At 41.0% G+C, this 24,048-nt stretch carries 19 protein-coding genes (1 of these 19 running past the window's edge); 15 read left to right on the top strand and 4 right to left on the bottom strand.

All coding sequences use genetic code 11. From position 1 onward, the window contains the following. The first annotated feature begins 62 nt into the window (after positions 1 to 62). On the top strand, positions 63 to 1,313 hold the full coding sequence (locus tag FZC88_RS12840) for an ATP-grasp domain-containing protein (RefSeq protein WP_148995204.1): 1,251 nt from the start codon (positions 63 to 65) through the stop codon (positions 1,311 to 1,313). A gap of 161 nt (positions 1,314 to 1,474) precedes the next feature. Here FZC88_RS12840 and FZC88_RS24500 read toward each other — a convergent pair whose 3' ends face one another. The 3 genes from FZC88_RS24500 to FZC88_RS12830 form a co-directional block, all read right to left on the bottom strand. Next, positions 1,475 to 2,581 (bottom strand): UDP-N-acetylmuramoyl-tripeptide--D-alanyl-D-alanine ligase, encoded by a 1,107-nt coding sequence (locus FZC88_RS24500; protein ID WP_262371866.1) that lies wholly within the window; start codon positions 2,579 to 2,581, stop codon positions 1,475 to 1,477. Positions 2,582 to 2,601: 20 nt separating this feature from the next. Then, on the bottom strand, positions 2,602 to 3,645 hold the full coding sequence (locus FZC88_RS24495) for a YheC/YheD family endospore coat-associated protein (RefSeq protein WP_262371865.1): 1,044 nt from the start codon (positions 3,643 to 3,645) through the stop codon (positions 2,602 to 2,604). Between the two features lie 109 nt (positions 3,646 to 3,754). Beyond that, on the bottom strand, positions 3,755 to 5,758 hold the full coding sequence (locus tag FZC88_RS12830) for a DUF2817 domain-containing protein (protein ID WP_148995203.1): 2,004 nt from the start codon (positions 5,756 to 5,758) through the stop codon (positions 3,755 to 3,757). A gap of 272 nt (positions 5,759 to 6,030) precedes the next feature. Between FZC88_RS12830 and FZC88_RS12825 the strand changes: the two genes are divergently transcribed. The 12 genes from FZC88_RS12825 to FZC88_RS12770 all read left to right on the top strand — a co-directional run bounded on the left by FZC88_RS12825 (position 6,031) and on the right by FZC88_RS12770 (position 22,009). After that, positions 6,031 to 6,423 carry a GNAT family N-acetyltransferase gene (locus FZC88_RS12825; RefSeq protein WP_148995202.1) on the top strand — a complete coding sequence of 131 codons (393 nt, stop codon included), beginning with the start codon at positions 6,031 to 6,033 and terminating at the stop codon, positions 6,421 to 6,423. 26 nt (positions 6,424 to 6,449) lie between these two features. Continuing rightward, positions 6,450 to 7,844 carry a UDP-N-acetylmuramoyl-tripeptide--D-alanyl-D-alanine ligase gene (locus tag FZC88_RS12820; RefSeq protein WP_187443618.1) on the top strand — a complete coding sequence of 465 codons (1,395 nt, stop codon included), beginning with the start codon at positions 6,450 to 6,452 and terminating at the stop codon, positions 7,842 to 7,844. 23 nt (positions 7,845 to 7,867) lie between these two features. Then, complete coding sequence (locus FZC88_RS12815) at positions 7,868 to 9,283, top strand: Mur ligase family protein (protein WP_187443617.1); 1,416 nt, start codon at positions 7,868 to 7,870, stop codon at positions 9,281 to 9,283. A 21-nt stretch (positions 9,284 to 9,304) separates the two neighbouring features. Then, entirely contained in the window at positions 9,305 to 10,690 is a 1,386-nt protein-coding gene (locus FZC88_RS12810; RefSeq protein WP_148995199.1) for a Mur ligase family protein, read from the top strand. Positions 10,691 to 10,841: 151 nt separating this feature from the next. Continuing rightward, positions 10,842 to 12,323, top strand: a complete 1,482-nt coding sequence (locus FZC88_RS12805) for a C40 family peptidase (RefSeq protein ID WP_148995198.1) — start codon at positions 10,842 to 10,844, stop codon at positions 12,321 to 12,323. 673 nt (positions 12,324 to 12,996) lie between these two features. Further along, positions 12,997 to 13,872, top strand: coding sequence for an ABC transporter permease subunit (locus FZC88_RS12800; RefSeq protein ID WP_187443616.1), 876 nt, complete (start codon positions 12,997 to 12,999; stop codon positions 13,870 to 13,872). Position 13,873: 1 nt separating this feature from the next. After that, complete coding sequence (locus FZC88_RS12795) at positions 13,874 to 14,881, top strand: ABC transporter permease (RefSeq protein ID WP_148995196.1); 1,008 nt, start codon at positions 13,874 to 13,876, stop codon at positions 14,879 to 14,881. A gap of 422 nt (positions 14,882 to 15,303) precedes the next feature. After that, on the top strand, positions 15,304 to 17,283 hold the full coding sequence (ltaS, locus tag FZC88_RS12790) for a lipoteichoic acid synthase (protein WP_222928945.1): 1,980 nt from the start codon (positions 15,304 to 15,306) through the stop codon (positions 17,281 to 17,283). A 343-nt stretch (positions 17,284 to 17,626) separates the two neighbouring features. Next, positions 17,627 to 18,379, top strand: coding sequence for a DeoR/GlpR family DNA-binding transcription regulator (locus FZC88_RS12785; RefSeq protein WP_148995195.1), 753 nt, complete (start codon positions 17,627 to 17,629; stop codon positions 18,377 to 18,379). Next, entirely contained in the window at positions 18,376 to 19,287 is a 912-nt protein-coding gene (gene pfkB / locus FZC88_RS12780; protein WP_148995194.1) for a 1-phosphofructokinase, read from the top strand. Before FZC88_RS12785 ends, pfkB begins: the two co-directional genes overlap by 4 nt. A gap of 12 nt (positions 19,288 to 19,299) precedes the next feature. Beyond that, positions 19,300 to 21,171: a PTS fructose transporter subunit IIABC gene (locus FZC88_RS12775; protein WP_148995193.1), complete on the top strand. Its 1,872-nt coding sequence runs from the start codon at positions 19,300 to 19,302 to the stop codon at positions 21,169 to 21,171. A 106-nt stretch (positions 21,172 to 21,277) separates the two neighbouring features. After that, positions 21,278 to 22,009 (top strand): MgtC/SapB family protein, encoded by a 732-nt coding sequence (locus tag FZC88_RS12770; protein ID WP_148995192.1) that lies wholly within the window; start codon positions 21,278 to 21,280, stop codon positions 22,007 to 22,009. 40 nt (positions 22,010 to 22,049) lie between these two features. On the opposite strand, the gene FZC88_RS12765 is transcribed toward FZC88_RS12770, so the two are convergent. After that, entirely contained in the window at positions 22,050 to 22,742 is a 693-nt protein-coding gene (locus FZC88_RS12765) for an MgtC/SapB family protein (protein WP_148995191.1), read from the bottom strand. Positions 22,743 to 22,844: 102 nt separating this feature from the next. On the opposite strand from FZC88_RS12765, the gene FZC88_RS12760 reads away from it, so the two are divergent. Together FZC88_RS12760 and FZC88_RS12755 are read left to right on the top strand one after the other, a co-directional pair. Then, on the top strand, positions 22,845 to 23,774 hold the full coding sequence (locus FZC88_RS12760) for a DMT family transporter (protein WP_148995190.1): 930 nt from the start codon (positions 22,845 to 22,847) through the stop codon (positions 23,772 to 23,774). Next, positions 23,755 to 24,048, top strand: partial view of a GNAT family N-acetyltransferase gene (locus FZC88_RS12755; protein ID WP_148995189.1) — the 5' portion only. Its footprint extends 207 nt past the window's final position; the window shows 294 of its 501 coding nt (coding positions 1-294); it begins with the start codon at positions 23,755 to 23,757; the stop codon falls past the right edge of the window. The genes FZC88_RS12760 and FZC88_RS12755 overlap by 20 nt, the downstream gene beginning before the upstream one ends.

Raw genomic sequence — 24,048 nt, 5'->3', positions numbered from 1 at the left:
CAATGCTCGTACCCATCCTGAGCTTTGAAAGAGAATATGATAAATGAAGGAGCGTACCTTGAATGAAGTCTATCATCTTTATAGAAACCACTAAGTCAGGTTCAAGCAGGGAAGCAATTAAGACGGCAGACAGACTTGGATTTTATACCGTCCTGTTCACTGAAAGACCAAATTTTGTGGCGAAGCGGGAGGAATTTCCCGATGTCCATTTGATGAAATTATGTAATCTCAGTGATATGAAAGTACTGCAAAAGGAAGTAAAAGCCCTAATTTTGAAAGGGATAGAAATTTCCGCTATTGTGAGCTATGTCGATCCCCATAGCTACACAGCATGTACTCTTGCCGATCACTTTAATTTAAATCATTTTTCAACTGAAGGAATGAAAAATATTCAAAATAAAATTCAATCACGGGAACTGCTGAAGAACTCATCAGTAACTCCAGAATATTGGACGGTTGTAACAAAGGCAGAATGTAAGGAGTTAGAACCGAAAATCAAGAATAAGTTTCCTTTGGTCATGAAATCCCCAAAATCTACCGGCTCTAAAGATGTGTACAAGGTTGGAAATCTAATAGAGTATCGGAAGCGGTATAATACGTTGAGTACCCTTTATGAAAATCAGCCGATATTAATAGAAGAATACCTTCCGGAACCTCAGTATCTGGTGGAAGTGGTGGTTCACAAAGGAAAGGTTCATATTATGGCAATCATCAAACAGGATATTCAGTATAATAGACGCTTTATTGTGATGGGTTATAAATTATTACTGAATCCAGGGGTAAGATTTTCAAATGGTCTGATGAAAGCGATAAAAGAGATCGTTGCCAAGCATGGGCTCGAGACCGGACCTTGTCACTTAGAGCTTCGCCGCAAAGGAAATCAGTGGAAGTTGATTGAAATAAATGCACGTATTTCAGGTGCCGGAATGAATAATATGATCAAAGCAGCCTATGGAATCAATCTGGTTGAAGAAATGTTGAAAATGGCGCTGGGGAATGATCCGGATTTAACGCCTAAGTTTCAAAAGAATGTGTACATGCAGTACGTCACGGTGGAGAAAAAAGGGACACTCGAGAAAGTTACAGGAAAAAGAAAAGCCCTTGCCTCCCAGGGGGTAGTAGAAGTTTATGTCAAGCCCCGTAAAGGATCAGTGATTACACCGCCCTTGTCTATGGGACACCGGTACGCCTATGTAACCGCTGTTGGAAATACAGCAATAGAAGCTGAGGCGAACGCGAAGAAAGCAGCTGCAGAAATTCAGTTTTGGATTAAAGAGTCTCCGAAGGAAAAGATTACAACGGTAATTCAATAAGAAAAAGGGAGGGTGTGCATTTTCCTCCCTTTTTTCACGTACAAGTCAAAAAATGTTTACCTAGTAAAGAAAACGCCTTGTTTAAGCTTTTGCGGCTTTAAACAAGGCGTATCATTTTTATATGAATTTTTCTCTTCAGATGGTGTTTAATCCGTAGGCTGTTAACCAAAAATCTTCTTGCAATATTCCACCGTATCCACCATCTCAAGGCCGCTTGCTCCTTTAATCAGAATCGTCCAGTTTGGTTGGATGATTTTTTCTAGTTTCGCATTTAATTCATTCATATAATGTCGGTTAAAGTGAAAGATTCTCTGTTTGTTCATACCAGCTTCTCTTGCGCCGGCTCCAATATTTTTGGAAAGGTTGCCATAGGTAAAGAGGTAATCAATCTTTTTCTCAGCGACGTATCTTCCTATTTCTTTGTGAACGGCTTCATGTTTGTCTCCAAAGCCTGCCATACTTCCCAGAACTGCCACTTTCTTTTCACCCTCCAATTTCGTAAGTACGTCGAGTGCTCCTTTCATGGCATCAGGGAAAGCATGGACTGTATCATCAATCAGCGTGATATTGCTTTTCAGCTGCATAACATCAAGCCTGTGCTTTGGCTTCTTAACTTCATTCAATCCTTGTTTAATTTCTTCAGGCTTAAAGCCGAGAAGGTCCGAAATGGCGATGGCGAGAAGGGCATTGTAAACATAAAATTCTCCATGGTATGGGATGGAAAAGGTATGTGATTTACCAGAAAGCTTTAGGTCAAAGCTGATACCTTCCACGCTGTAGCGCAGATTTTTTGCCTGGTAATCTGATGGGGAATGAATGCTGACCTTCTTCAGTACTCCTTTGAAATTCTTAGAGTGAAGAAGCTTTGAATTCTTGTCATCTCCATTTAAGAATAAATGTCCATCACGATCCATTCCCTTAATAAGCTCCGATTTAGCAGCAGCTATTCCCCTGATATCGCCATTGAAGTTGCCAATATGGGCAGTACCGATATTGGTGATCGCTCCTATGTTAGGCTGGATTATCTTGCAATGCTTTTGGATTACGCCGGGAAACGCCATTCCATACTCAAGTACAATAGCCCGGTGAATGAAGTTGATTTCATCCTGGTGCTTTTCTGTATGGTCGGTCCGGTTCCAATAATCACTGGATTCGAAGATAATCCAGCGGGTTCTGAGAATAGACGCGATGAATGATTTGGTAGTTGTTTTGCCTGAGCTTCCGGTTACAGCAATGATCGGTCTTTCAACGGAGAAATCTTTATCCATAGTAATCCTCCTTTCATTATTTACTTGGATTTTTCCTTGGCTAAATAGATGCAGTATTGTATGGTGTTTTTGACAACATCCATCTCAAGATAAAAGGTCGGGGGACATCCTGGTCTCCAGTTCACTTCATAGATCCATATTTTCCCCAGGTCATCCAAAGCAACATCAATTCCAAGCTCATCAATACTTTCTGAATAACGTTCCTTTTGCAATTCGTCCAAATGCCGGGCAAGGAGCAAAGAAAAGTTTTCTAAATAGCGCTTAATGTTAAAGTAATCATGATTTCCAAATTCCTGCTTCAAAAAAGGAACCAGATAATTCATCGAACCGCCGTTGTTAATGTTTGAGACAATCGTTCCCGGTGCGCCGATCCTCGGATAGATAGAGGTAATGACCCATTTCCCATCACCGTCTTTTTGAACGTGAAGCCGAAAGTCAAATACGCTTCCATCTTTTGTCCGGCAATTGATATAAGGCTGGACGAGAAATTCCTCTTCTTGAATATGATCTGAAACAAATACTTTTAATTCATCATAGGAATAAAGATGATCGTCCGTGTTCAGTAACACTCTAAAATCATTTCCGACACGTTCAATATAAATAATAGATATACCTTTACGCCCGTTTACAGGTTTAAAGACAATCTTCCGATAAGCTTCCAAAAAAGAAAAGAAGTGATTCGTCCCTCTTACTACTTCTGAGGGAATCAAATATTGTGTGAACTCTCCAGCTTCCTTCAGTCGTTTATAAACCGCCATTTTATTGCCGATCGAATGGGTGGTAAATGGAATAGTCTTCTTCAGCTTCTGAATAACGTCATTGGATTTAGCAAGCTTTTCAGGGCTTCCTGTGTTATAGATAACATCAGGAAACGGAAATGTTCCTTCCACCCACTTTCCGTCTTTATATTCAAATCCGGAAATGGTTTTCGTTATAAAATCTACTCCCCCTGGAGAAAAATAGACCATCTGCGTTCCTTCTGCCTTGGCAACAGCTGCATAAGCGTATGATTTAATAACACTATCAGGATGCTTTCGGTGGTGCAGCATTCCAATTCGAATCAATTGACTAACCTCCTTTAAAATATCTTCTTCCTTACTAGTAAATGATGGTCGTCCCGTTGGGGGAACGACACTTGTGATTAGGTATATCGCCTTTTTTACATCGTTCAACTCATGAATAAATGGCATTCCATAAAAGTCTATAGAGATAACTTGTGTGTCCCCTGAAGCAAATTTCCAACCCAAAGAGAATGACATTTCCCGAAAGGCTTGCGATGATGGCAGCCTTTCCTTGTGCTTGATCATAGTCAGGCCAGTAGCCTGCAAGTAACGAATCAGGATTATTCTTATATATTGCGACCACCTTCATATTGCCGGTATTCGTAAACCAGGCTGGCCGGTAAACAAAACCGGTATCTTCAGCGTGATATCCTTTGGTTATGGGATGGTTCTCATAGTGGATCTGCAATAATGCATTTTTATTCCAGCCGCCAGAATGAACCTCAGCTTCACTCAGCTCAAGAATAGAGGTTAAGGCTTTAGAAGCGCCAGCACCTATTCCGATCACTTTTCCACCCTTTTTTACAAAGGCATGAAGGTTATTCCGGCAGGCTTCCTGTTGAGCGGGGGAATCGAGTACGAAATCGCGGTAAAGGCTTCTTATGTTTGATGGTGGATAAAATAAGTGCTCATACCCGTTGTAAATAAGAACATTCACAGAGGATAATGCTTTTTCTGAAGCTAAATCCTTCGCTCTAAATTCCTGGAACGGAATATTCATTTGCTGCAGGGCAAGCTTCAGCCCTGAATGAGCCTTTTTATGAAAAAGGCCATCATCTATAAGAATGCCTACAGAAACAGGTGCACCTGCGCTTGTTTCTTTAGGTTTAGAGTTTTTTTTCAAATATTTGAAGGGTTTCATACCTGCATCTACCTTTTCAAATACAGGGTGACAGTTGACCCCCCAGCTTAATGGAAGACTCCAGGAACAAAATTCAGATATTCTTTCAGATCCTGACGAGAGATCTTCCCCTTTAGTGAGGAAACAGTAAGCTATATTCGCTCGTGCTTGATTCATTGGGACAATGGTGGTGCCTGCTGAAAATGAATGTCCTTCATACGTGAAATCTTTCGTAGAGGAGTACAGCTTTATTCCATTCTTCTGAAGATGTCGCTTTAGTTTCCTGAACTCTGAATGGCGTTCGTTCTTTTCTGTCAGTACGTAGTATTTTGGAAAAAAGTCCGGTGAGTGAGTGGGATGAACATTCTTGATTCCACGCTGGAAAAAGGCAGCTTGATTTTTGTTTAGTTCCTCTTTGTGCTTTGAAATATGGGTAAGAGCAGCTGAAAGAGCTAAAAGAAGCCAGGTGATGCCATCCTCTGAACGGCTCGGTGATTCAATGGTAATCCCAATCGCACCATGCAGCATCGAATACATCGAACAGCAATATGGACTATAGTCATCCCATCCACCTTTTCCATCACGGTAAGGAATGAATGTCCCTTTTAACGACTTAAACCTCTTAGAAGAAAACGTTTCTTTTTCTGCAATTAGAAAGTCTTCCATGCGCTGAACAAGGGGCAGTGCGCCCTTCAGATATAAATCATATTCATAAGCCGGGTTGTGGGGTGGGGTACAGGGTTCAATCAATCCAATGTGAGAGGATTTTTTCCATACATACCCATGCAAGTCCAATACGACGGCAGGCTTTTCTTTCACAATGAGATTGACGATGCTCTCTGTTTCAGGCTGTGATTGTGTAATGAAATCCCTGTTTATATCAAAGCCCTCTGCATTATAGCGTGTCTTATGCACATATCCGTCTGGATTACAGCAAATGACACAAAATATAATCAAATCATCCAGCCATTTCGTGCTATCGCCATCTTTTTGAATCTTATTCAAAAAACGCATTAAAGCTGTCGATCCGGTGGCTTCATGTCCATGAATGGAAGCGGTAATGACGATTGGCGTTTTCTTGCGTCCCCCTAAAGAGCTTTTCCTTGTTTGAACTATTTTTGTTCCGGAATCGGCAGGCTTTTGAATCGTAACACACCAAATGTCCCGACCTTCAATGGACTTGCCGATTGAGGAGAGGGAAAGGAATGGACATTGTTTCGTTTTCTTCTCTATTAATGCTTCTAGTTTTTTATAAGAAAGTATAGTACTTCCCATGTAGTCATAGCCTCCTTTCTATAGTTAATTCAAGGGGAGGTAATTCTGCTATGGACAAGTGTCCCTTTAGGACAAAATGATGCATTTTCACTGCCGGATGTCTTTCTGAACCTCAACCGCTTTTCGACTCAACCGAGTTCTTGACAACCACTAGGAACAGCCATCTTGTGGTAACAGCCTTATATAAATAGCCTTTAGCCGTTTCCTCAGTGAAAACTTGTACATATATTAATACATAGAAGAGGGTTAACAGATTAAGAGAGGTGATTCCCATGAATATATCGATTGAGAAATCCACATTTAAGGAGCTGGAGCCTCTCATTCTACTTGCTGGTAAAGATGGAATGAGGGTTAATGACGTGCCGGGATCTGTATGGTTTTGTGCAATAGTGGATGGAGAGATGGCTGGATTTGTTTCTTGTTATATAAGAGAGAAGCATGGAAAGGCGGTATTTAAAAGTGATTATGTTCGGGGGGAGTACAGACGGAGGGGCATCTATCGAAAACTTTTTGAAACGAGATTGAACTACGTGAAGAAATTCAATGTGAGAAAGATTAAAGCTTCCTGTACGAAAATGTCTTTAGAGTGCTTCTTATCTTACGGTTTTAAGAAAACAGAAAGCAGGTCAAGGAAATATACAGATGTTTTGATGTTTGTAGATTAGATTACTAGATGAGCAGGAGGAACGAAATGATTACGCTGAAATTAACGGATATCAGAAGGCTGTTAAATGGAAGGCTGGTAAGTGGTTCTGAAAATATGAACATCCATGATGCGATAATATTCCATCAGCATAAGTTAAAGAAGAGTCATACACTGGTTTTCATGGATAAAAGGAAGGCGATCAGTGAGAAAAAATGGAAGAGAATGATAAGAAATGCTCCTTGTGCCGTAATAACAGATCATGACCAAGATTCTGTAAACGAGGATGAGGGATTGACCATCATTCAAGTAGAAAATGTAAGAGAAGCCTTTATGAAGTTTGTAACAGGCTACCGGAAAATATGCTCACTCCCGATTGTTGCCATCACGGGGACATGCGGGAAAACAACGACCCGGGAGATGCTCACACATATTATGGAGGAGAATCATTCTGTCACTTCAACGGAGTGGAATGATAACGCCCCCCATAGGTCTTTTGAATACCTGATGAAGATAAATGAAAGCACAGACTTCGGTATATTCGAAACAGGCTTGGGCGGACCGGGTGATCTACGGTATCACTGTAAGGTTTATCAACCGGACATCGGGGTTATTACCAACATCGGAAGTTACCACCTTGATCGTTGCAAGACCTTCGAAGGATACCTTGCAGCTAAAGCGGAAATGCTTGAAGGACTGCAGAATAAAGGAACGCTACTCTTAAATGCAGATGATCCGAACATTTCTAAAATCAGCTTGGAGGAGTATAAAGGAACCGTTCATTATTTCAGTATCCATAAGCATTCCGACTTCAGGGGAACCTCAATATCCATCAGTGAAGAAGGAACCCGTTTCATCTTACAAGCAAACGGCAAAGAATACCCTGCCTTTATCCCAGAAATCGGAGAGCATCACGTCTACAATGGATTGGCTGCTTTACGGGCAGCGATAGAACTCGGGGAAGACATTGAAACGGGAATCAGAAGGTTAAGTAGCTTTAAAAATATAGAAAGGCACTTTGAACTGTGTAAAGGACGGAACGGGTCAACCATCATCGATGATACTTGGAACGTCAACCCTACCTCTTTAAGAGAAGCCATTAAAACACTTTCTATTATAGGAAAAGGAAAGAAACGTGTTGCTCTTCTCGGAAATATCGAGAGGCTTGGCGCAGAGTCAAAGGATGTACACAAGCAAATCGGAAAATACGTGGTGGAATGTGGCATAGATGTCCTGATCACGTATGGAAAGAAAGCGCAGTATATAGCGGAGCAGGCAGCAAGGGAGAGTCAGGATATCATTGTGCATCCTTTTACCAGTATTAAAGGGATGGACAAAACGATTTTGAATCATCTGGATGAAGACACATATGTGCTGGTGAAGTGCCGGGCCGGCAGTAGACCCTTGATGAGATTAAGAAAACGCTTGATGGAATCTGAGTAAGAATGGAAAAGGGAGGGTGAATGGTGAAACGTTTACAGCTAAAGGAAGTAATAGAGGTGGTGGGAGGGCGCTTGGTTCATGGTTCAAAGGATGTAGTGGTGAAAGATGCAGTCATTTATCATCTCCATCCCATCATTCAGAGCAACACCATGATCTTTTTAGATAGAAGGCAGCCATTCAACTATGAGAAAATACAACATCTGGAACCCTTTGTCATCATTAGTGATGCGAGGAATAGCAGGGAGATATATCAGGAAGCCTTTGCGGTGATTGAGGTGGAAAATATCAGAAAAGCCATATTTGCATTTGCTGAATATTATAGAAGCTTATTCAATATACCTGTTATTGCCATTACTGGAACGGATGGTAAAACAACGACTAAAGATATGATTGTTCATATTTTAAAAAAGCAGTATTCCGTTCAGTCCACTGTAAGAAGCAGAAATGCGCCAAGGAAGTCCTTCGAATATCTGATGGGAATCGATGAGGATACAGAAGTGGGTGTATTCGAAACCGGCTTGGGGGCTCCCGGGAATCTTCGATATCATTGTGATATCTTCCAGCCTACCATCGGAATCATCACGAACATAGGAATCTTTCATTTGGATAAATGTAAAACATTGGAAAATTATATCTTGGCAAAGGGAGAAATCATTGAAGGTTTAAAAAACAAAGGGACTTTACTTGTAAATGGAGACGATGAAAATATAGCAACACTTCCATTAAAAGACTATAAAGGGAAACTGGTTTCCTTTGGGAAATCCGCAGGGACAGATTTGAGAGCTACTGATATTAAAATGGATTCAAGTCAAACCAAGTTCACGATGACATATGATTATAAACAATATTCCGTGGTTCTGCCTTGTCTCGGCGAGCATCAGGCTTATAATGCAATGGCAGCGATCGGTGCTGTACTGAATGTGGGTGTGGATATCACCAATGCCATCAATGCACTGCAATCGTTTAATGTACTGGAGAAACACTTACAAGTGAAGCAGGGGATCAAGGATTCTACCATCATTGATGATTCATGGAGTTTAACTCCCGGAGCATTAAAAGAGGCATTGAAAGTCCTGCAATCCATTGCGTACAACCGGAAAAAGATCGTATTAATCGGCGATATCGGCAGGTTGGGAGATCACACGACAAAAACGCATTTAGAAGTTGGGGAGATGATTTCGGAGCAAAACATAGATGTTCTCATAACCTATGGACAGAACTCTAAAAAAATCGCTGATAGAGTAGAAGAAAAAAACACGCATATCCAAGTATACTCATATTTAAATATTCAAGACGTCTATCAAAAGGTCATCTCATTATTATCACCTGATAGTTTATGTTTGTTTAAGTGTTCCAATACAGATAATGATCTAATGGAACTTAAAGAACATATTATCAAGAAAGGTGAAATGGAAAGGAAGCAGCATGATGAACGATAACATTAGGACAGGAGTGAGACAATGAAACCTCTGCCACTGAAAGAATTGATAGGTGTGATGAACGGAGAGGTCGTATACGGGGATGAAAATTTCGTCGTGAAGGATGCAATGGTTTCACATTTACACAGAATAAAAGAGAAACATACGTTAATTTTTTTGAAGAAGCGCAAAGCCTTTCACATTGATAAGGCGAAAAGATATTCGCCTTATGTCATCGTAACCGATAAAAGCGATGAAGAACTGAAGGATATAGAAGCTGCCGGTATGATAAGGGTCCAAGATGCAGATGACGCCTTCTGGGCTTTTACCCGGTATTACCGGCAATTATTTGAACTGCCGATTGTCGCAGTTACAGGTACTTGTGGAAAAACCACTACCAAAGAAATGCTTTCCCACCTTTTATCCTCCACACATTCCATTCAATCCACCATCAGAAGCAGGAATGCCACCAGGAAATCCTTCCAATATCTAATGCGAATCGATGAAAATACAGATGCTGCCGTGTTTGAAACGGGTCTGAACGGTCCGGGCAATCTTCACTATCATTGCAAGGTGTTTCAGCCCACGATTGGAATCATTACAACGATCGGTGTCGATCATTTGGATAAGTGCAAGACGTTAGACGGATATATTAAAGCAAAATCCGAGATCGTATCAGGTGTCAGGAAAGGTGGCACTCTTATCCTAAACAGCGAGGATGAAAACACAAAAAAAATATCTCTCACAGGTTTCACCGGCGATATCATTTATTGTGGAACAAGTGAAAGTGCTGATTATAGGGCAAGTGATATGGTTTACAAAAAGAACGGAATGTCATTTACTTTGCACCATAAAGAGAAGGCTTATAGAGCCTATTTACCGGGATATGGTGAGCATCAGATTTACAATGCGCTGTTTGCTCTTGCAGCAGCCCATAAAATCGGGTTGAACCTTAAGAAGGCAGTGATACGATTGAGGGCTTTTGAAAATCTGGAACGGCATCTCCAGGTTGAAGAGGGCATCAATGCCTCTGTGATCATCGATGACACGTGGAGCTCAAACCCAACATCAGTCGCAGCAGCCATTCAAGTATTGGAAACTCTGGGAAATAATAAAACAAACGCTTTATTATTAGGTGATATTGCCTATTTAGGAAGTCATGTAAGGGGAATTTATCATGATTTAGGAAAATTAATTGCATCTACAAAAATCGATATCTTAATTGCGGTGGGGGAAAATACAAAGCATTTAGCAGAGCAGGCAAAAAAATATGGGTTTAAAGGAAAGGTGTTCACAGCAGATTCAACAGCTCTTGTAAAGGAATATGTCGAAAATCTGCTAGATGAAAAAACCATTCTTTTAGTTAAGGGTTCTATGATGGATACAGAATTAATAGGGCTTGCAAAGTCCCTTAAAATGAAAGAATAAACAGGTGGGAATAAAGACCTATTCACTTACCCCCGCATGTATGACAAAGCATCCTTGGCAATTATTACATCCATTTTTGGGTGAAAATCAATGTTATACTTTCTGTGGTTAATTATTAGAAAATTTCACTTTATTCACAGGAGGTAGAAACATGAAGAAATTAATGACAACAGCGGTTTGCACAGTTGCTTTGACGTTCAGCTCTGTGTCTATTCCGCTTGTGCAGCAAGCAAACGCAGCAACAGCTCCCCAACAAGCTGAGGTAGAGCAGAAAGCTGATAATATCATATCTACTGCAAAGAGTTTAATAGGCAAAGCGACATACGAAAGGTATGTTTATAACCCGCCACATCAATTTGGCTGCAGTGGGTTCATTTACTATGCCTTCAAACAGAACGGTATCGACCTTGCAACAAGGGATACAAACGTACAGGCTCAATTAGGTGAGTATGTACCAAAGGATCAGCTGCAAAAGGGAGACATTGTTTTCTTTGACTCAAATCCGAATGATAATGATCCTGTGACTCATAATGGAATATATATAGGCGATAACAAGATCATTCATATGGCAGACGAAGAGAATGATATTCTTATCTCAGACTTAGACGGAAAAGAATATTATCAGAAAAACTATAAAACAGCACGCCGTGTACTTCCTTCCTTTATGTTTGATCAAGCAGCTTCCTCAACTGGGGAAAAGGTAGTTGAAATTGCGGAAGGTTTAATTGGAAAAGCATCTTACGGCACGCCTTATAATGAAGAAACCTTGACTTTCAATGGTGCAGGAATGACTTATTATTCGTTTAAACAAGTAGGAATCGACCTGAAATCAAAAACAGCCAGTGAACAATCAAAACTTGGTGAACCGGTTAAACGTCAAGACCTTCAAAAGGGTGACCTTGTGTTCCTTTCAAATAATTCAAGTAACGGAAAGATTGTTCATGTAGGTGTTTATGCCGGGAATGATCAAATCGTCCACGCTGCCGGTTCTCAAGCAGGAATCAAGAAAAGCGTTATTCTTAATGGCTACTACGACGAACATTATGTTACAGCGCGCCGTGTGATTGATGTGAAAGCGGCTGATACAGAAGATCAACCTGAAACTACAGAACCTGAAGTACCTTCAGTGGAATCTCAACCGGATGGACAGACACCTACTGCCCCTCAGGAAAAACCTGAACCAGAAACGGATGTTCAACCTGAGGAAAAACCAGAGAACACGGAAGACAAGCCTGCCCCTGCTCAAGATAAAGGCACAGAAGTATCAAGCCTGGCAGAAGATTTAATGGGAAAAGCTCAGTATGGGTATTCTTATGATGAAAGTACAATGAGCTTCAACAGTGCGGGACTTGCTTATTATGTATTTAAACAGAACGGAATCGATCTTCAGGATAAAACTGCAGCAGGTCAAGCGACAAAAGGCCAAAGCGTCAGCAAATCCCAATTGAAGAAAGGCGACTTAGTGTTCTTCTCGAATTCTTCAAGTAATGGAAAAATTGTCAACACCGCGATCTACGTAGGCAACAATGAAGTAATCATGTCTGCCGGCAAGAGCGTGGGCGTAGTTAAGCGAAACCTGGATAGAAGCTGGTACCAAGAAAATTACGTAACTGCCCGCAGAATCATTCAATAGCAAAAGCTTATAAAACAAAAGTTTGTGTTCTTTTCCAAAGTCTAAATCTAAAATGACCGGAGTCCTTTAAAGGATTTCGGTCATTTTTTTGTTTTGGAGACTTTTGAAAAGGCTCTTTTCGTTAAGTTTGTTTAATAACATTGAATCTGATAGGGCTCTGTCAATCAGTGTGTGCTGGATGATAAGGGGAACTGCTCCGCTTTCCGCGGACGTTCGCCCGAGCCTCCTCAGCTTAGCCGAACGGGGTCTCGGCACGCCCGTACTTCCGCAGGAGTCTACGAAGTTCCCCTCACCATCTATAAGAGATTTTCTTGACAGAAATTAAAAAGGCGCTCTTTATAAGAGGTTGCTTTCTAAAAATTAATTTTATCTTTTTTAGATTTTATTAAAAAACACATTGCTTAGAAAGTTGATTGGAGCGGAAGGTGCTCGACTCCTGCGGGAATAGCGGGAAAGTTGAGACCCCGCAGGGCAAAGCCCAAGGAGGCTCAACTCACGCCCCGCGGAAAGCGAGCACCTGGAGCGGAAATCAACCACTACTCGCTTTTTCATAAGCAACAAAGTTTACGAAAACAGCCTTACGAAAAGAAATATCGAAAACAGGAAAAATATGTATAAACACCGGTGATCTATGATACTATTAAAAATAATAATCCAACAGGAGGACAATCCATTGAGGGGTATTGGCGGTATTTTACTTAAATTCTTCTTATCTATAGTAGGCATTATTTTTATAGGCGGACTGCCCGTTCTCCTTTCCGGTATAGGGCATCGTGAATTAAGGTTGCAGGCATATTGGCAATCCATTAAAGAAATCGTGTCTGCCCTGTTTCACCCGGGGGATTTAACATATGTCACTATCGGTGGCCAAAAGGAACGCGACTTGTTTCCTTATTTGTGGGAGCCGATCACCTATTCGTTACTCGTGTTGTTTTCTGCCTTTCTTCTGGCCGGCTTCTTAAGTATTCTCCTCACGATCCTCACCATGTTGTTTTCTCAAAAAAACCGGAATCGAATCAAGTTTATGTTTTATTTATTCGAATCCGTTCCGGATGTACTGGTTATCCTGAGTGCTCAATTACTTGTCCTCTTTCTCTATAAACAATCAGAGATACTGTTTTTTGAAATTGCTTCAGTTGATATGGAACGGGCCTTTCTTCTGCCGGTTCTGGTATTGGCGATTCTGCCCACAGTTCAGTTGTTCAGGATGTCTATTCTTTCATTTGAGAATGAAGAAAGAAAAGACTATGTCACATTGGCACAATCCATTGGACTCGGTAAACTGGTGATAGTAACCTTTCATATTTTAAGGAATGCGGTTATCTCCGTGTTCTTTCAATCAAAAAAGACCATCTGGTTTATGCTCTCTAATCTATTTGTGCTGGAGCTGCTATTCAATATAGCAGGAATAACCCGCTTCTTAATGTCGACGTTGCAGCCGAAAATGTTTACCATTGCGGTTCTTTCCATTTTCATTCCTTTGTTTGTCTTCTACACAGTGGGAGAAATCGTTCTCTCAAAAAAAGCGAACAAGGGGGAGGAAATATAATATGAAGAAAAGTGTGTGGAAAAATCCATTATTTCTTATCGGATTTACGTTTATTGCCCTCATGCTCCTGTCCAGTTTTATGTATTCGTTGGTGTGGGGGAATGAAGTGAGAAGACTGTATTTCATTAGTATTGATGGTGTTGTTGTGGAATCCTCCCCTATTTCACCCAAATGGCTCTTTCCATTTGGAACCGACCCCCAGGGGCTTGATATGCTCGGTAAAATCATTATCGGAGCAAAGTACACGATTTTAACCGCATTAGTGATTGCCTTTCTACGTGTATTATTAGCGATCCCGATCGGACTCATTCTAGGGACATTTCTTGTGAAGTATAAGAAATACATCAATGGCTGGATCGATTCCTTCCATTACATCCCCTTAACGATTCTTGCTTATTTTTTGTTGGAACCGATTCTTTGGGAACCATTTGGCGGGTTTCCTAATTCGATCGTTGAACGCTTCATCATTGAAATATTGATTTTGACCTTCCTTATTGTGCCCATTTTGTCAGTTTTGTTTGGCAACGAAGTCTCTATGCTCTACAAACAGGAATTCATCATGAGTGCGAAAACACTTGGAGCGGGAAAATGGCGGATCATTTTCAAACATATTTTACCCGGATTGAAAGAAAAGCTTGTGATCGTACTTGGACAGCAATTCATGCAGACCCTGATCATCTTTATTCATTTAGGGTTACTGACCCTGTTCCTAGGGGGAACCGATGTAGACTATCAAATGATCAAAGACCCTCCAAGATCCATCACCTACGAATGGTCGGGGCTGATCGGGGACTCATTCAGGTACCTTCAAGGAGCACCGTGGGTTCCACTGACACCTATTCTGTTCTTTTCTGCCACAATGCTATCAATTTCATTGATGATAGAGGGATATGTCCAGACAACGAGCGGCCATTCTTATTATAAAGAGAAATTCAAAGCGACTTATCGGCCACATAATGAAAGAAAAGGTTCACCGGTGCAGGCTGACTTTGAAAAGGTAAAAATGTAGAAGGGCATGCGCATAATAATTGAAGTAGAAAACAAAGAACTTGGTAAAAATTTCATAGTATCTTTAGGTTTGTATAAGAGAATTCCAGGGAATAAGTTTACACTGAGTAAACAATCTTAAATCACTATTAACATTTCTAGTATATATATCCACAAGATTGGGAAAGTATGGGTCGTTCACGAATCGTTCAAAATGAACAAAGCCTTGACAGCTCAAGCTTTCCTGCCTCGCTTGATACGGAATGTCGAATTTTCATGAAATATTTTTGTTACGAATCTCAACAAAATGTTATACACATGAAATTATTTTTTGTTATAATACTCGTTGTTGATTCAAATGAATTTACATTTGCTAAACAAATTCTTAATAAACTTTCAGTCATACATGATTTAAATAAATACTAATAAAAAAGGTGATGAAGCATGAACTTCTTAAAAAGACAGTTTGATGATATGCGTACTGGGAAGTTATCGTTCTTCTTTACAGTCGTTATACTATTTTGGATTAAGACTTATGCCGTATATTTAGCTGAATTTAACCTGGGAATACAAAATGCGCTTCAGCATTTTCTTTTATTTTTTAACCCATTAAGTTCTGCCCTATTATTCTTTGCCTTCGCATTATTCTGGAAAGGCAAGGGACGATATATTGCGTTTATCGTTATTAATTTGTTAATGTCCTTCGTTCTATACGCGAACGTCGTATACTACCGCTTCTTTAATGACTTTATTACAGTACCTGTTATTTTACAGGCGAAAACGAATAACGGTCTTGGTGGCAGTGCACTCGAATTGATCAGTCCAATCGATATTTTATATTTCTTGGATCTATTCATCATCATTGGATTAATGGTTCTTAAGAAAGTGAAGCCACAGGAGAAATTGCGTTTCCGTTCAGTATTTGCGGTCATGACATCTGCAGTCCTTGTGTTCTTATTGAACTTAGGGTTAGCAAACATTGATCGTCCTGAATTATTGACTCGCAGTTTTGACCGTAACTATCTGGTGAAGTATCTTGGTACTCACAACTTTACGCTTTATGATATTGTTCAAAACTCTAAAACGTCTGCTAAGCGTGCTATGGCCGACAGTAATGAAGTTTCAGAAGTTGAAAATTACGTAAAAGCAAATAAAGTAGACCCAAATCCTGAATACTTTGGTAAAGCAAAAGGGAAAAACGTTATCTACATCTCTATGGAATCACTGCAAACATTTATGATTGGCAGAGAGCTAAATGGAGAGGAAGTTACACCATTCTTGAACTCTCTAGTGGATAGTAAAGAAGCGATGTACTTTGATAACTTCTTCCATCAAACAGGTCAGGGGAAAACATCTGATTCTGAGTTTATTATTGAAAACTCATTATTCCCTCTTCCTCAAGGTGCTGTATTCATGACGCATGCTAACAATACGTATCAATCAGCTCCTTCGATCCTAAAGGGAAAAGGATATACGTCAGCGGTATTCCACGGTAACTACAAAACATTCTGGAACCGTTCTGAGATGTACCGTTCAATGGGGTATGACAAATTTTTCGATGCAACGTATTATGATATGAGTAATCCAGAAGAACAGCTCCCTTATGGATTAAAGGATAAGCCGTTCTTTGAAGATTCAATACCGATGCTGGAAAGCTTAAAACAACCGTTCTACACAAAATTCATTACGTTATCCAATCACTTCCCGTTTGACCGTCATGAGGAAGATGCTAATTTCCCTCAAGGTGAAACAGGTAACGGTGTAGTGGATCGATATTTCCAAACGTCTCATTACATGGATCAGGTATTAGAAGACTTTGTGAATGATTTAAAAGAAAAAGGTCTATATGAAGATACGATGATCGTTCTTTATGGTGATCACTATGGAATTTCTGATAACCATAATAAGGCGATGTCCGAGGTATTAGGTAAAGAAGTGGGTAACTATGAAAGTGCTCAGCTACAACGGGTACCATTGTTCATTCTTAACTCTGGTGCAGAAGGTGGAGTTAACCATACGTTCGGTGGACAGATTGATCTTCGCCCTACAATTATGCACCTTCTGGGAGAAGAGACTAAAGATTATCTAAGCTTCGGTCAGGACCTGCTTTCTGAAGAGCGCAAGCAAATCGTACCTTTCCGTAATGGTGATGTCATTACAGATAAGTACTCTGAAATTAAAGGAGTCTGCTACGATAACGAAACAGGTCAACCTGTAGAAGAAGGAAACAATGCCTGTGAAGAAGCAAGTAAGGAAGCGAACAAGCGTTTAGAGCTTTCCGATAAAGTGGTTTACGAAGATTTACTGCGCTTCTATAAACCTGAAGGATATAAACCGATAGATCGCTCGGATTATCAGTATAATAATCCAAATCCAAAAAGCTCAGAAGATCCTGAAGCTTCACAAGAAGAAACCCACGAATAAAATAAGTAACTTTAAACAAGCTCCATCCACCAATTTTGGTGAGATGGGGCTTGTTTTTTTGTTGGTTGGGTTGATGGGTTTTGTGAAGGGGGCGGATTCAACCGTTGAATGAATCGTTAGGGTTTGTCAGGCAAATATCGGCATGGATTTGACATACGAATAATGGCTCGAATTTAACAGTTGAATAATGAAAGGAATTCAACAGGAGAAAAAAAAGAAACGGATGGTTGTTTTTGAATGATTTATGATAGAAAATGATTACTTTTGATTAAAAGTGATTGATTTTTGTAACCGTTCTCATTATAATGAAAGTAACAAGAAACGGAGAAAGTAGGAGAATGCTATGTTAACGGAGGAACGACATCGAATCATCTTAGACTTGTTGAAGGAGAAAGATGCGATAAAAATCCAAGAGATTGTGGATGTTACGAACGCTTCTGAGTCAACGATCCGCCGGGACTTAACACAGCTCGAGCAAGAGAAGTTTCTGAAACGTATACATGGTGGGGCTGCTAGGCTTCAAGGGAAATTGAAGGAATTGAGCGTTTCTGAAAAATCATCCAAAAGCTTTCATGAAAAGCAGTCCATCGGTCAATATGCTGCTTCCCTCGTAGAAGAAGGCGATTGCATCTTTTTGGATGCAGGCACGACGACCTTGAATCTCATCGACCATCTACCGGAAATGGATATTGTAGTTGTAACGAACGGGTTGACCCATGTGGACGTCCTCATTCAAAAAGGTTTTAAAACGTATATGATCGGCGGATACGTAAAGCCGGTGACAAGAGCGATGGTCGGGAGTGGAGCGGTTGAATCCTTACGACAGTATCGATTTGATAAAGCATTTATGGGGGCGAACGGGGTTCATGCTCAATATGGATTCACGACTCCTGATCCCGAGGAGGCTCAAGTAAAGCGTATGGCCATTGAATTATCAAGAGAAGCCATTTTCTTAACGGATGACTCCAAGTTTGGAGAAATTGCATTTAGCAAAATTGTGGATCTCGATAAAGCCATGATTATAACGAACGCACTGGACGGCGAACATGACAAGGAAATGATGAAACAAACTACGATAAAGGTTGTGACACCATGATATATACCTTAACACTGAACCCTTCTGTCGATTACATTATGGAACTTGACTCCTTTCAAAAAGGAGGTCTAAACCGAAGTGAGAAAGAAAGTGCATTTCCCGGAGGCAAAGGGATCAATGTCTCCCGTGTTTTACATGTACTAAATGTAGAAAGTGTTGCTCTTGGATTTGCAGGAGGATTTACCGGTGAGTATATTAAACAATTTTTAAATAAAGAAAAGATAAAAACTGAATTTGTCGAAGTAGAAGAAGCTTCACGAATTAACGTGAAGGTTAAGTCCGATGATGAAACGGAAATCAACGGTAGTGGACCATCGATTCGTGAGGCACATATAAAGCAGTTACTCCAGCAAATATCATCATTAACAGAAGAAGACATGATCGTTCTGGCTGGAAGCATACCTGGATCGGTGCCTAAATCATTTTACCAGGAGATTGCTGAGCGATGTAAGGAACAAGGAACGAAAGTGATTATCGATGCCGAGAAGAACTTGATTCAGCCAGTTCTTTCCTTGAATCCCTTCTTGATCAAACCGAATCATCATGAGCTGGGGGAGATGTTTGATGTGGAGATCGAGTCAGTTGATGATGCGGTTCACTACGGAAAGAAGTTAAAGGATTACGGAGTAGAAAACGTGATGGTTTCAATGGCGGAAAAAGGTGCCCTCTTACTGACCGGTAAAGAGGTATTGTATTCTTCCGTACCAAGTGGAGAGTTGCAAAGCTCTGTCGGAGCAGGAGATTCTACCGTTGCCGGATTCCTTGCGGGACTATCAAGGGGCTGGAGCATTGAGGATGCATTCCGCTTAGGAACCTCGGCTGGATCTGCCACGGCTTATTCAATCGGTCTTTGCTCATCGGAGAAAGTGGAAAGCTTATTTACAGAAATTCAGATTACGAAAAAATAGGGGGGAACAAACATGAGGATTACGGAATTATTGACGAAAGATACGATTCAGCTAAATATATCTTCTGCATTCAAAACGGGCGTTATCGATGAATTGGTTTCCGTATTAGATAAAAGCGGGAAGCTAGAGGACCCTAAAGAATTCAAGCAAGCGATTCTTAATCGCGAAGCGCAAAGTACAACAGGTATTGGGGAAGGTATCGCCATTCCACACGCGAAAACATCGGCAGTCAAAACACCTGCGATTGCATTTGGTAAATCAGAACAAGGAGTAGACTATGAATCTCTCGATGGGGCTCCTGCTCATTTGTTCTTTATGATTGCAGCAACAGAAGGGGCCAATCAAACACATTTAGAAGCGTTAAGCCGTCTTTCTTCTATGCTGATGGACTCCGAGGTCCGCAAAGCGTTAGTGAATGCTTCATCAAAAGAAGAAGTTTTAGAAATTATTAATGTTCATGATCAAGAGGACGAGGAAGAGATCCCTGTTGAAACTTCCACAAGCGAAGGAAAGATCCTGGCCGTAACGGCATGTCCTACAGGGATTGCTCATACGTATATGGCAGCAGATGCGTTAAAAGCCAAGGCGAAAGAAATTGGTGTGAATCTAAAAGTAGAGACGAATGGATCTGGTGGAGCAAAGAACGTCTTAACCTCTGCAGAGATTGAAAGCGCTGTAGCTATAATCGTAGCTGCCGATACGAAAGTGGAAATGAATCGGTTTAAAGGAAAGCCTGTGATTGAGGTTCCTGTTGCAGAAGCGATTAGACGTCCTGAAGAATTATTGAATCAGGCTATGAAACAAGAAGCGCCTCTATATAAAGGTAGAGAGCAATCTGGTGAGACTGGGGCCGGTCCTGAGAAAAAACAAAAGTCAGGTTTTTACAAGCATCTGATGAATGGTGTTTCTAACATGCTTCCTTTCGTTGTAGGTGGAGGGATCCTGATTGCGATCTCGTTCTTATTCGGCATTCAGTCAGCGAATCCTGATTCTCCTGAGTATAATGAATTTGCAGCCATGCTAATGAAAATCGGCGGAGATAATGCCTTCTACTTAATGGTGCCTGTCTTAGCGGGATTCATTGCCATGAGTATAGCTGACCGACCAGGATTTGCCCCTGGTATGATTGGCGGGTTGATTGCTGCAACGGGGCAAAGCGGGTTCTTAGGTGGAATTATTGCCGGTTTCTTAGCAGGTTATGTAGTTCTCGGAATCAAGCGTTTAACAAACAATTTCCCTCCTTCATTGGAAGGGATCAAACCGGTATTGATCTATCCGTTGCTGGGAATTTTCATTACTGGATTCATCATGCTTCAGTTCCTTGTGGAGCCACTGAGTGCAGTGAATACGGGTATTCAAAACTGGCTGGATGGATTAGGAACAGGGAACCTGATTTTACTCGGACTTGTTCTTGGCGGCATGATGGCAGTCGACATGGGAGGTCCGATCAACAAAGCGGCCTTTACATTCGGGATTGCCATGATTGAAGGTGGGAACCTTGCTCCCCATGCAGCCATCATGGCTGGTGGAATGGTACCACCACTGGGGCTTGCACTGGCAACGACAATATTCAAGAAGAAGTTCAATGATAATGAGCGAAAAGCGGGTATCGCGGCTTACTTTATGGGAGCATCCTTTATTACAGAAGGAGCGATTCCATTTGCTGCAGCCGATCCGTTCCGGGTCATCCCTTCTATTGTGACAGGTTCTGCGGTTGCAGGAGCGTTAGCGATGTTCTTTGGGATTGGTTTACCTGCCCCCCACGGTGGATTATTCGTATTCCCGGTAGTAGAAGGGAATCCGTTCTTATATCTGTTAGCAGTACTGATTGGCTCTATTATTACAGCCGTAATGGTTGGGTTATTAAAGAAGCCGATTAAATGATTCATGAAAGAACCAGGTGAACTCCACCTGGTTTTTTTGATTTTTGCGTTTTAAAAGGTTCGTTCCAGGTAAAAAGTATAGGTAGATGATGGAGAGGGGAAAGGTTATGGAGATGATAGATTATCTGGAGATTCCAGATGAGTTTTACACTGCTCTTATTCGTATTATGTTAATCGTTCTACTGAGCGGCTTAATTGGTATAGAGAGGGAATTTAAAAATCACCCGGCAGGTTTACGCACTCATATTCTTGTGGGTGTCGGCTCCTGTTTATTGATGCTTGTTTCCCTATATGGATTCGAACCGTTTTTAGACGAACACCCTCAATTAGTTGGTTTTGATCCAAGTCGGATTCCTTCCTATGTTATTTCGGGAATCGGCTTTCTTGGTGCGGGAACGATTATGGTCCATGGAGGCGTGACGGTTCGAGGTTTAACCACTGCCGCCAGTATTTGGGTTGTTGCAGGCTTAGGGTTGGTAGTCGGCATCGGGATGTATTATTTAGCGATCTTTACAACACTGGTAATCGTCGTGACGTTATTTTTCTTGAACAACCTGGAAAGCTTTTATAAGGAAAAAGTGAAGCATAAGAAGCTCCTGCTCCTTAGTCTGATCGTGCAAAAGGGGAAGGGTAATATCACGTCTATAAATGACGCACTTCATGATCATGGAATCGAGATCACTCAATACCAAATTGAAGAAGGAGATGAAATGGAGGGGGTGGATGCCTTTAAATATTCCCTTCTTATATTAACTCCAAGTGTCCTTCGATTTAATGAAGTACTGGAAGTTGTCCAGGATTTAGAATGTGTGAAAAAGTTCCAGCTTCACAAAAAATGAAAAGGAACGAGGGTGTTCATGCATCCTCATTCCTTAACTTCTATAAGCTTTCAATTTCCACATCTTTTATCCCTTCTATTTCTGAAATCGTATAGTAAATGTCTACCGTCTTTTTTCTGAAGTCCACAATGATTTTCAATTCCAAAAGGTGCTGCTGATTTTTTAAGTCTTTGATCCGGATATTTTCAATAGAAATTTCTTCAGCTTTAATTCGTTCAATAATTGATTTGATCTCTTTTTTCTCCAAGATGATAGCACGCAGGGAAAGCTCTTTTTCCCGCAATCGTTTCGGTCCTAAATACGTAATGATAATCGGCACCACTTCAACGGAGACAATCAAGAGGATCACACCAGCCGTAGCTTCCATATAGAAGCCTGCTCCAACAGCAATTCCGATTCCTGCCGCACCCCAGATCATGGCTGCTGTCGTTAACCCTGAGATACTGTCATTCCCTCTTCGTAAAATCACACCTGCCCCTAAGAAACCGATCCCTGAAACAATCTGAGCTGCCAGTCGCAAAGGATCCATCGTGATATTTACTTTATCCGATCCCTCCGAAATATAAGCAGACTCAATAGAGACAATCGTTAATAAACAACTCACGATACATATAACGAGAGACGTCTTTAAACCTACAGGCTTTCGCTTTAATTCTCTCTCAAGCCCTATGATTAATCCTAAAACCGCAGATACACCCAGCTTTATCATGAATGTTGTATCTAATAGTTCCATCAAGCCCCCTCCAGTTCTACGTGTATCCCTGAAAATTCATGTAGTAATTTACCCCTGCTGATTATAAAATAGGAGCAACGAATACATATCAGGAGGTCTGTCATGTCAGACACAAAGGTTAATCCATATCTATTACTCGCAATCGGAGTCATCTCCGTATCAACCTCTGCCATCCTGGTAAAAGTATCGAGTGCGCCAGCAGGTGTTTTGGCCTTTTACCGGTTGTTTTTCACAGTTCTATTAATGTCCCCAGTATTTTTCTTAAAGTATGTGAAGGAACTGAAAGTTATTACTCTAAGAGATTGGATGTTTTCAATTTTAGCCGGGGTCTTTCTGGCCTTTCACTTCATACTCTGGTTTGAATCCTTAAATTATACTTCGGTTGCCAGTTCTACGGTACTCGTCACATTGCAGCCATTATTCGCTTTTATCGGGGCTTACTTGTTCTTTCAGGAAAAACTAACAGGGAGAGCCATCATCTCGGCGGTTTTAGCTGTTAGTGGGAGTATCATCATAAGCTGGGGAGATTTTAAAATAAGCGGAAGCGCGCTATGGGGAGATATTTTAGCATTGGTGGCATGCGCTCTCGTAACAGGATACCTGTTATTCGGGCAGACGATAAGAAAACGGCTATCCCTCATTACCTACACGTATTTGGTCTATGCGATCAGCTCAGTCGTTTTATTCTTATATGTCATGATGCGTTCCGAAAGCCTTGGGCCATATCCGAAAGAGGATTGGGTCTACTTTCTATTGCTTGCCATTATCCCGACGCTATTAGGTCATTCATTATTCAACTGGTCCCTGAAGTGGTTAAGCACCTCAACCATCTCTATGGCCATCCTATTTGAACCAATCGGCGCTTCAATCCTTGCATATTGGCTCTTAGCTGAAAAAGTGATGATGACTCAAGTGGTTGGAGGTCTTGTCATAATTATCGGCGTTACCTTCTTCTTAATAGAAGAAAGGAAATTAAAAAAGATGGTCCAAAAAGTCAACGAGGTGAAAAAGAATGAAGAACTTCCGCTTTAGAAAGGCAAACCTTCAAGACTCACCCGGGTTAGCATACGTACACGTCCATAGCTGGAGAACGACGTACAAAGGAATCGTTTCAGAAAACTATCTTCAGTCTTTATCAATAGAAGAAAGAGAACAAAAGTGGGTACAAATCCTTTCCGGAACTCATAATACGTATGTATGTGAATTGGATGATGGGAAAATCATCGGCTTTGTTTCATTTGGGAAAGAGCGTTCAGGCGAGTATGAAGGGGAATTGTATGCCATTTATCTTCTGGAAGAATATCAA

This window comes from Rossellomorea aquimaris, assembly GCF_008180865.1.
Lineage (GTDB): Bacteria > Bacillota > Bacilli > Bacillales > Bacillaceae_B > Rossellomorea > Rossellomorea yichunensis.
Note: the sequence above shows the minus strand (reverse complement) of the source record. Positions and strands in the feature narration are given on the sequence as shown.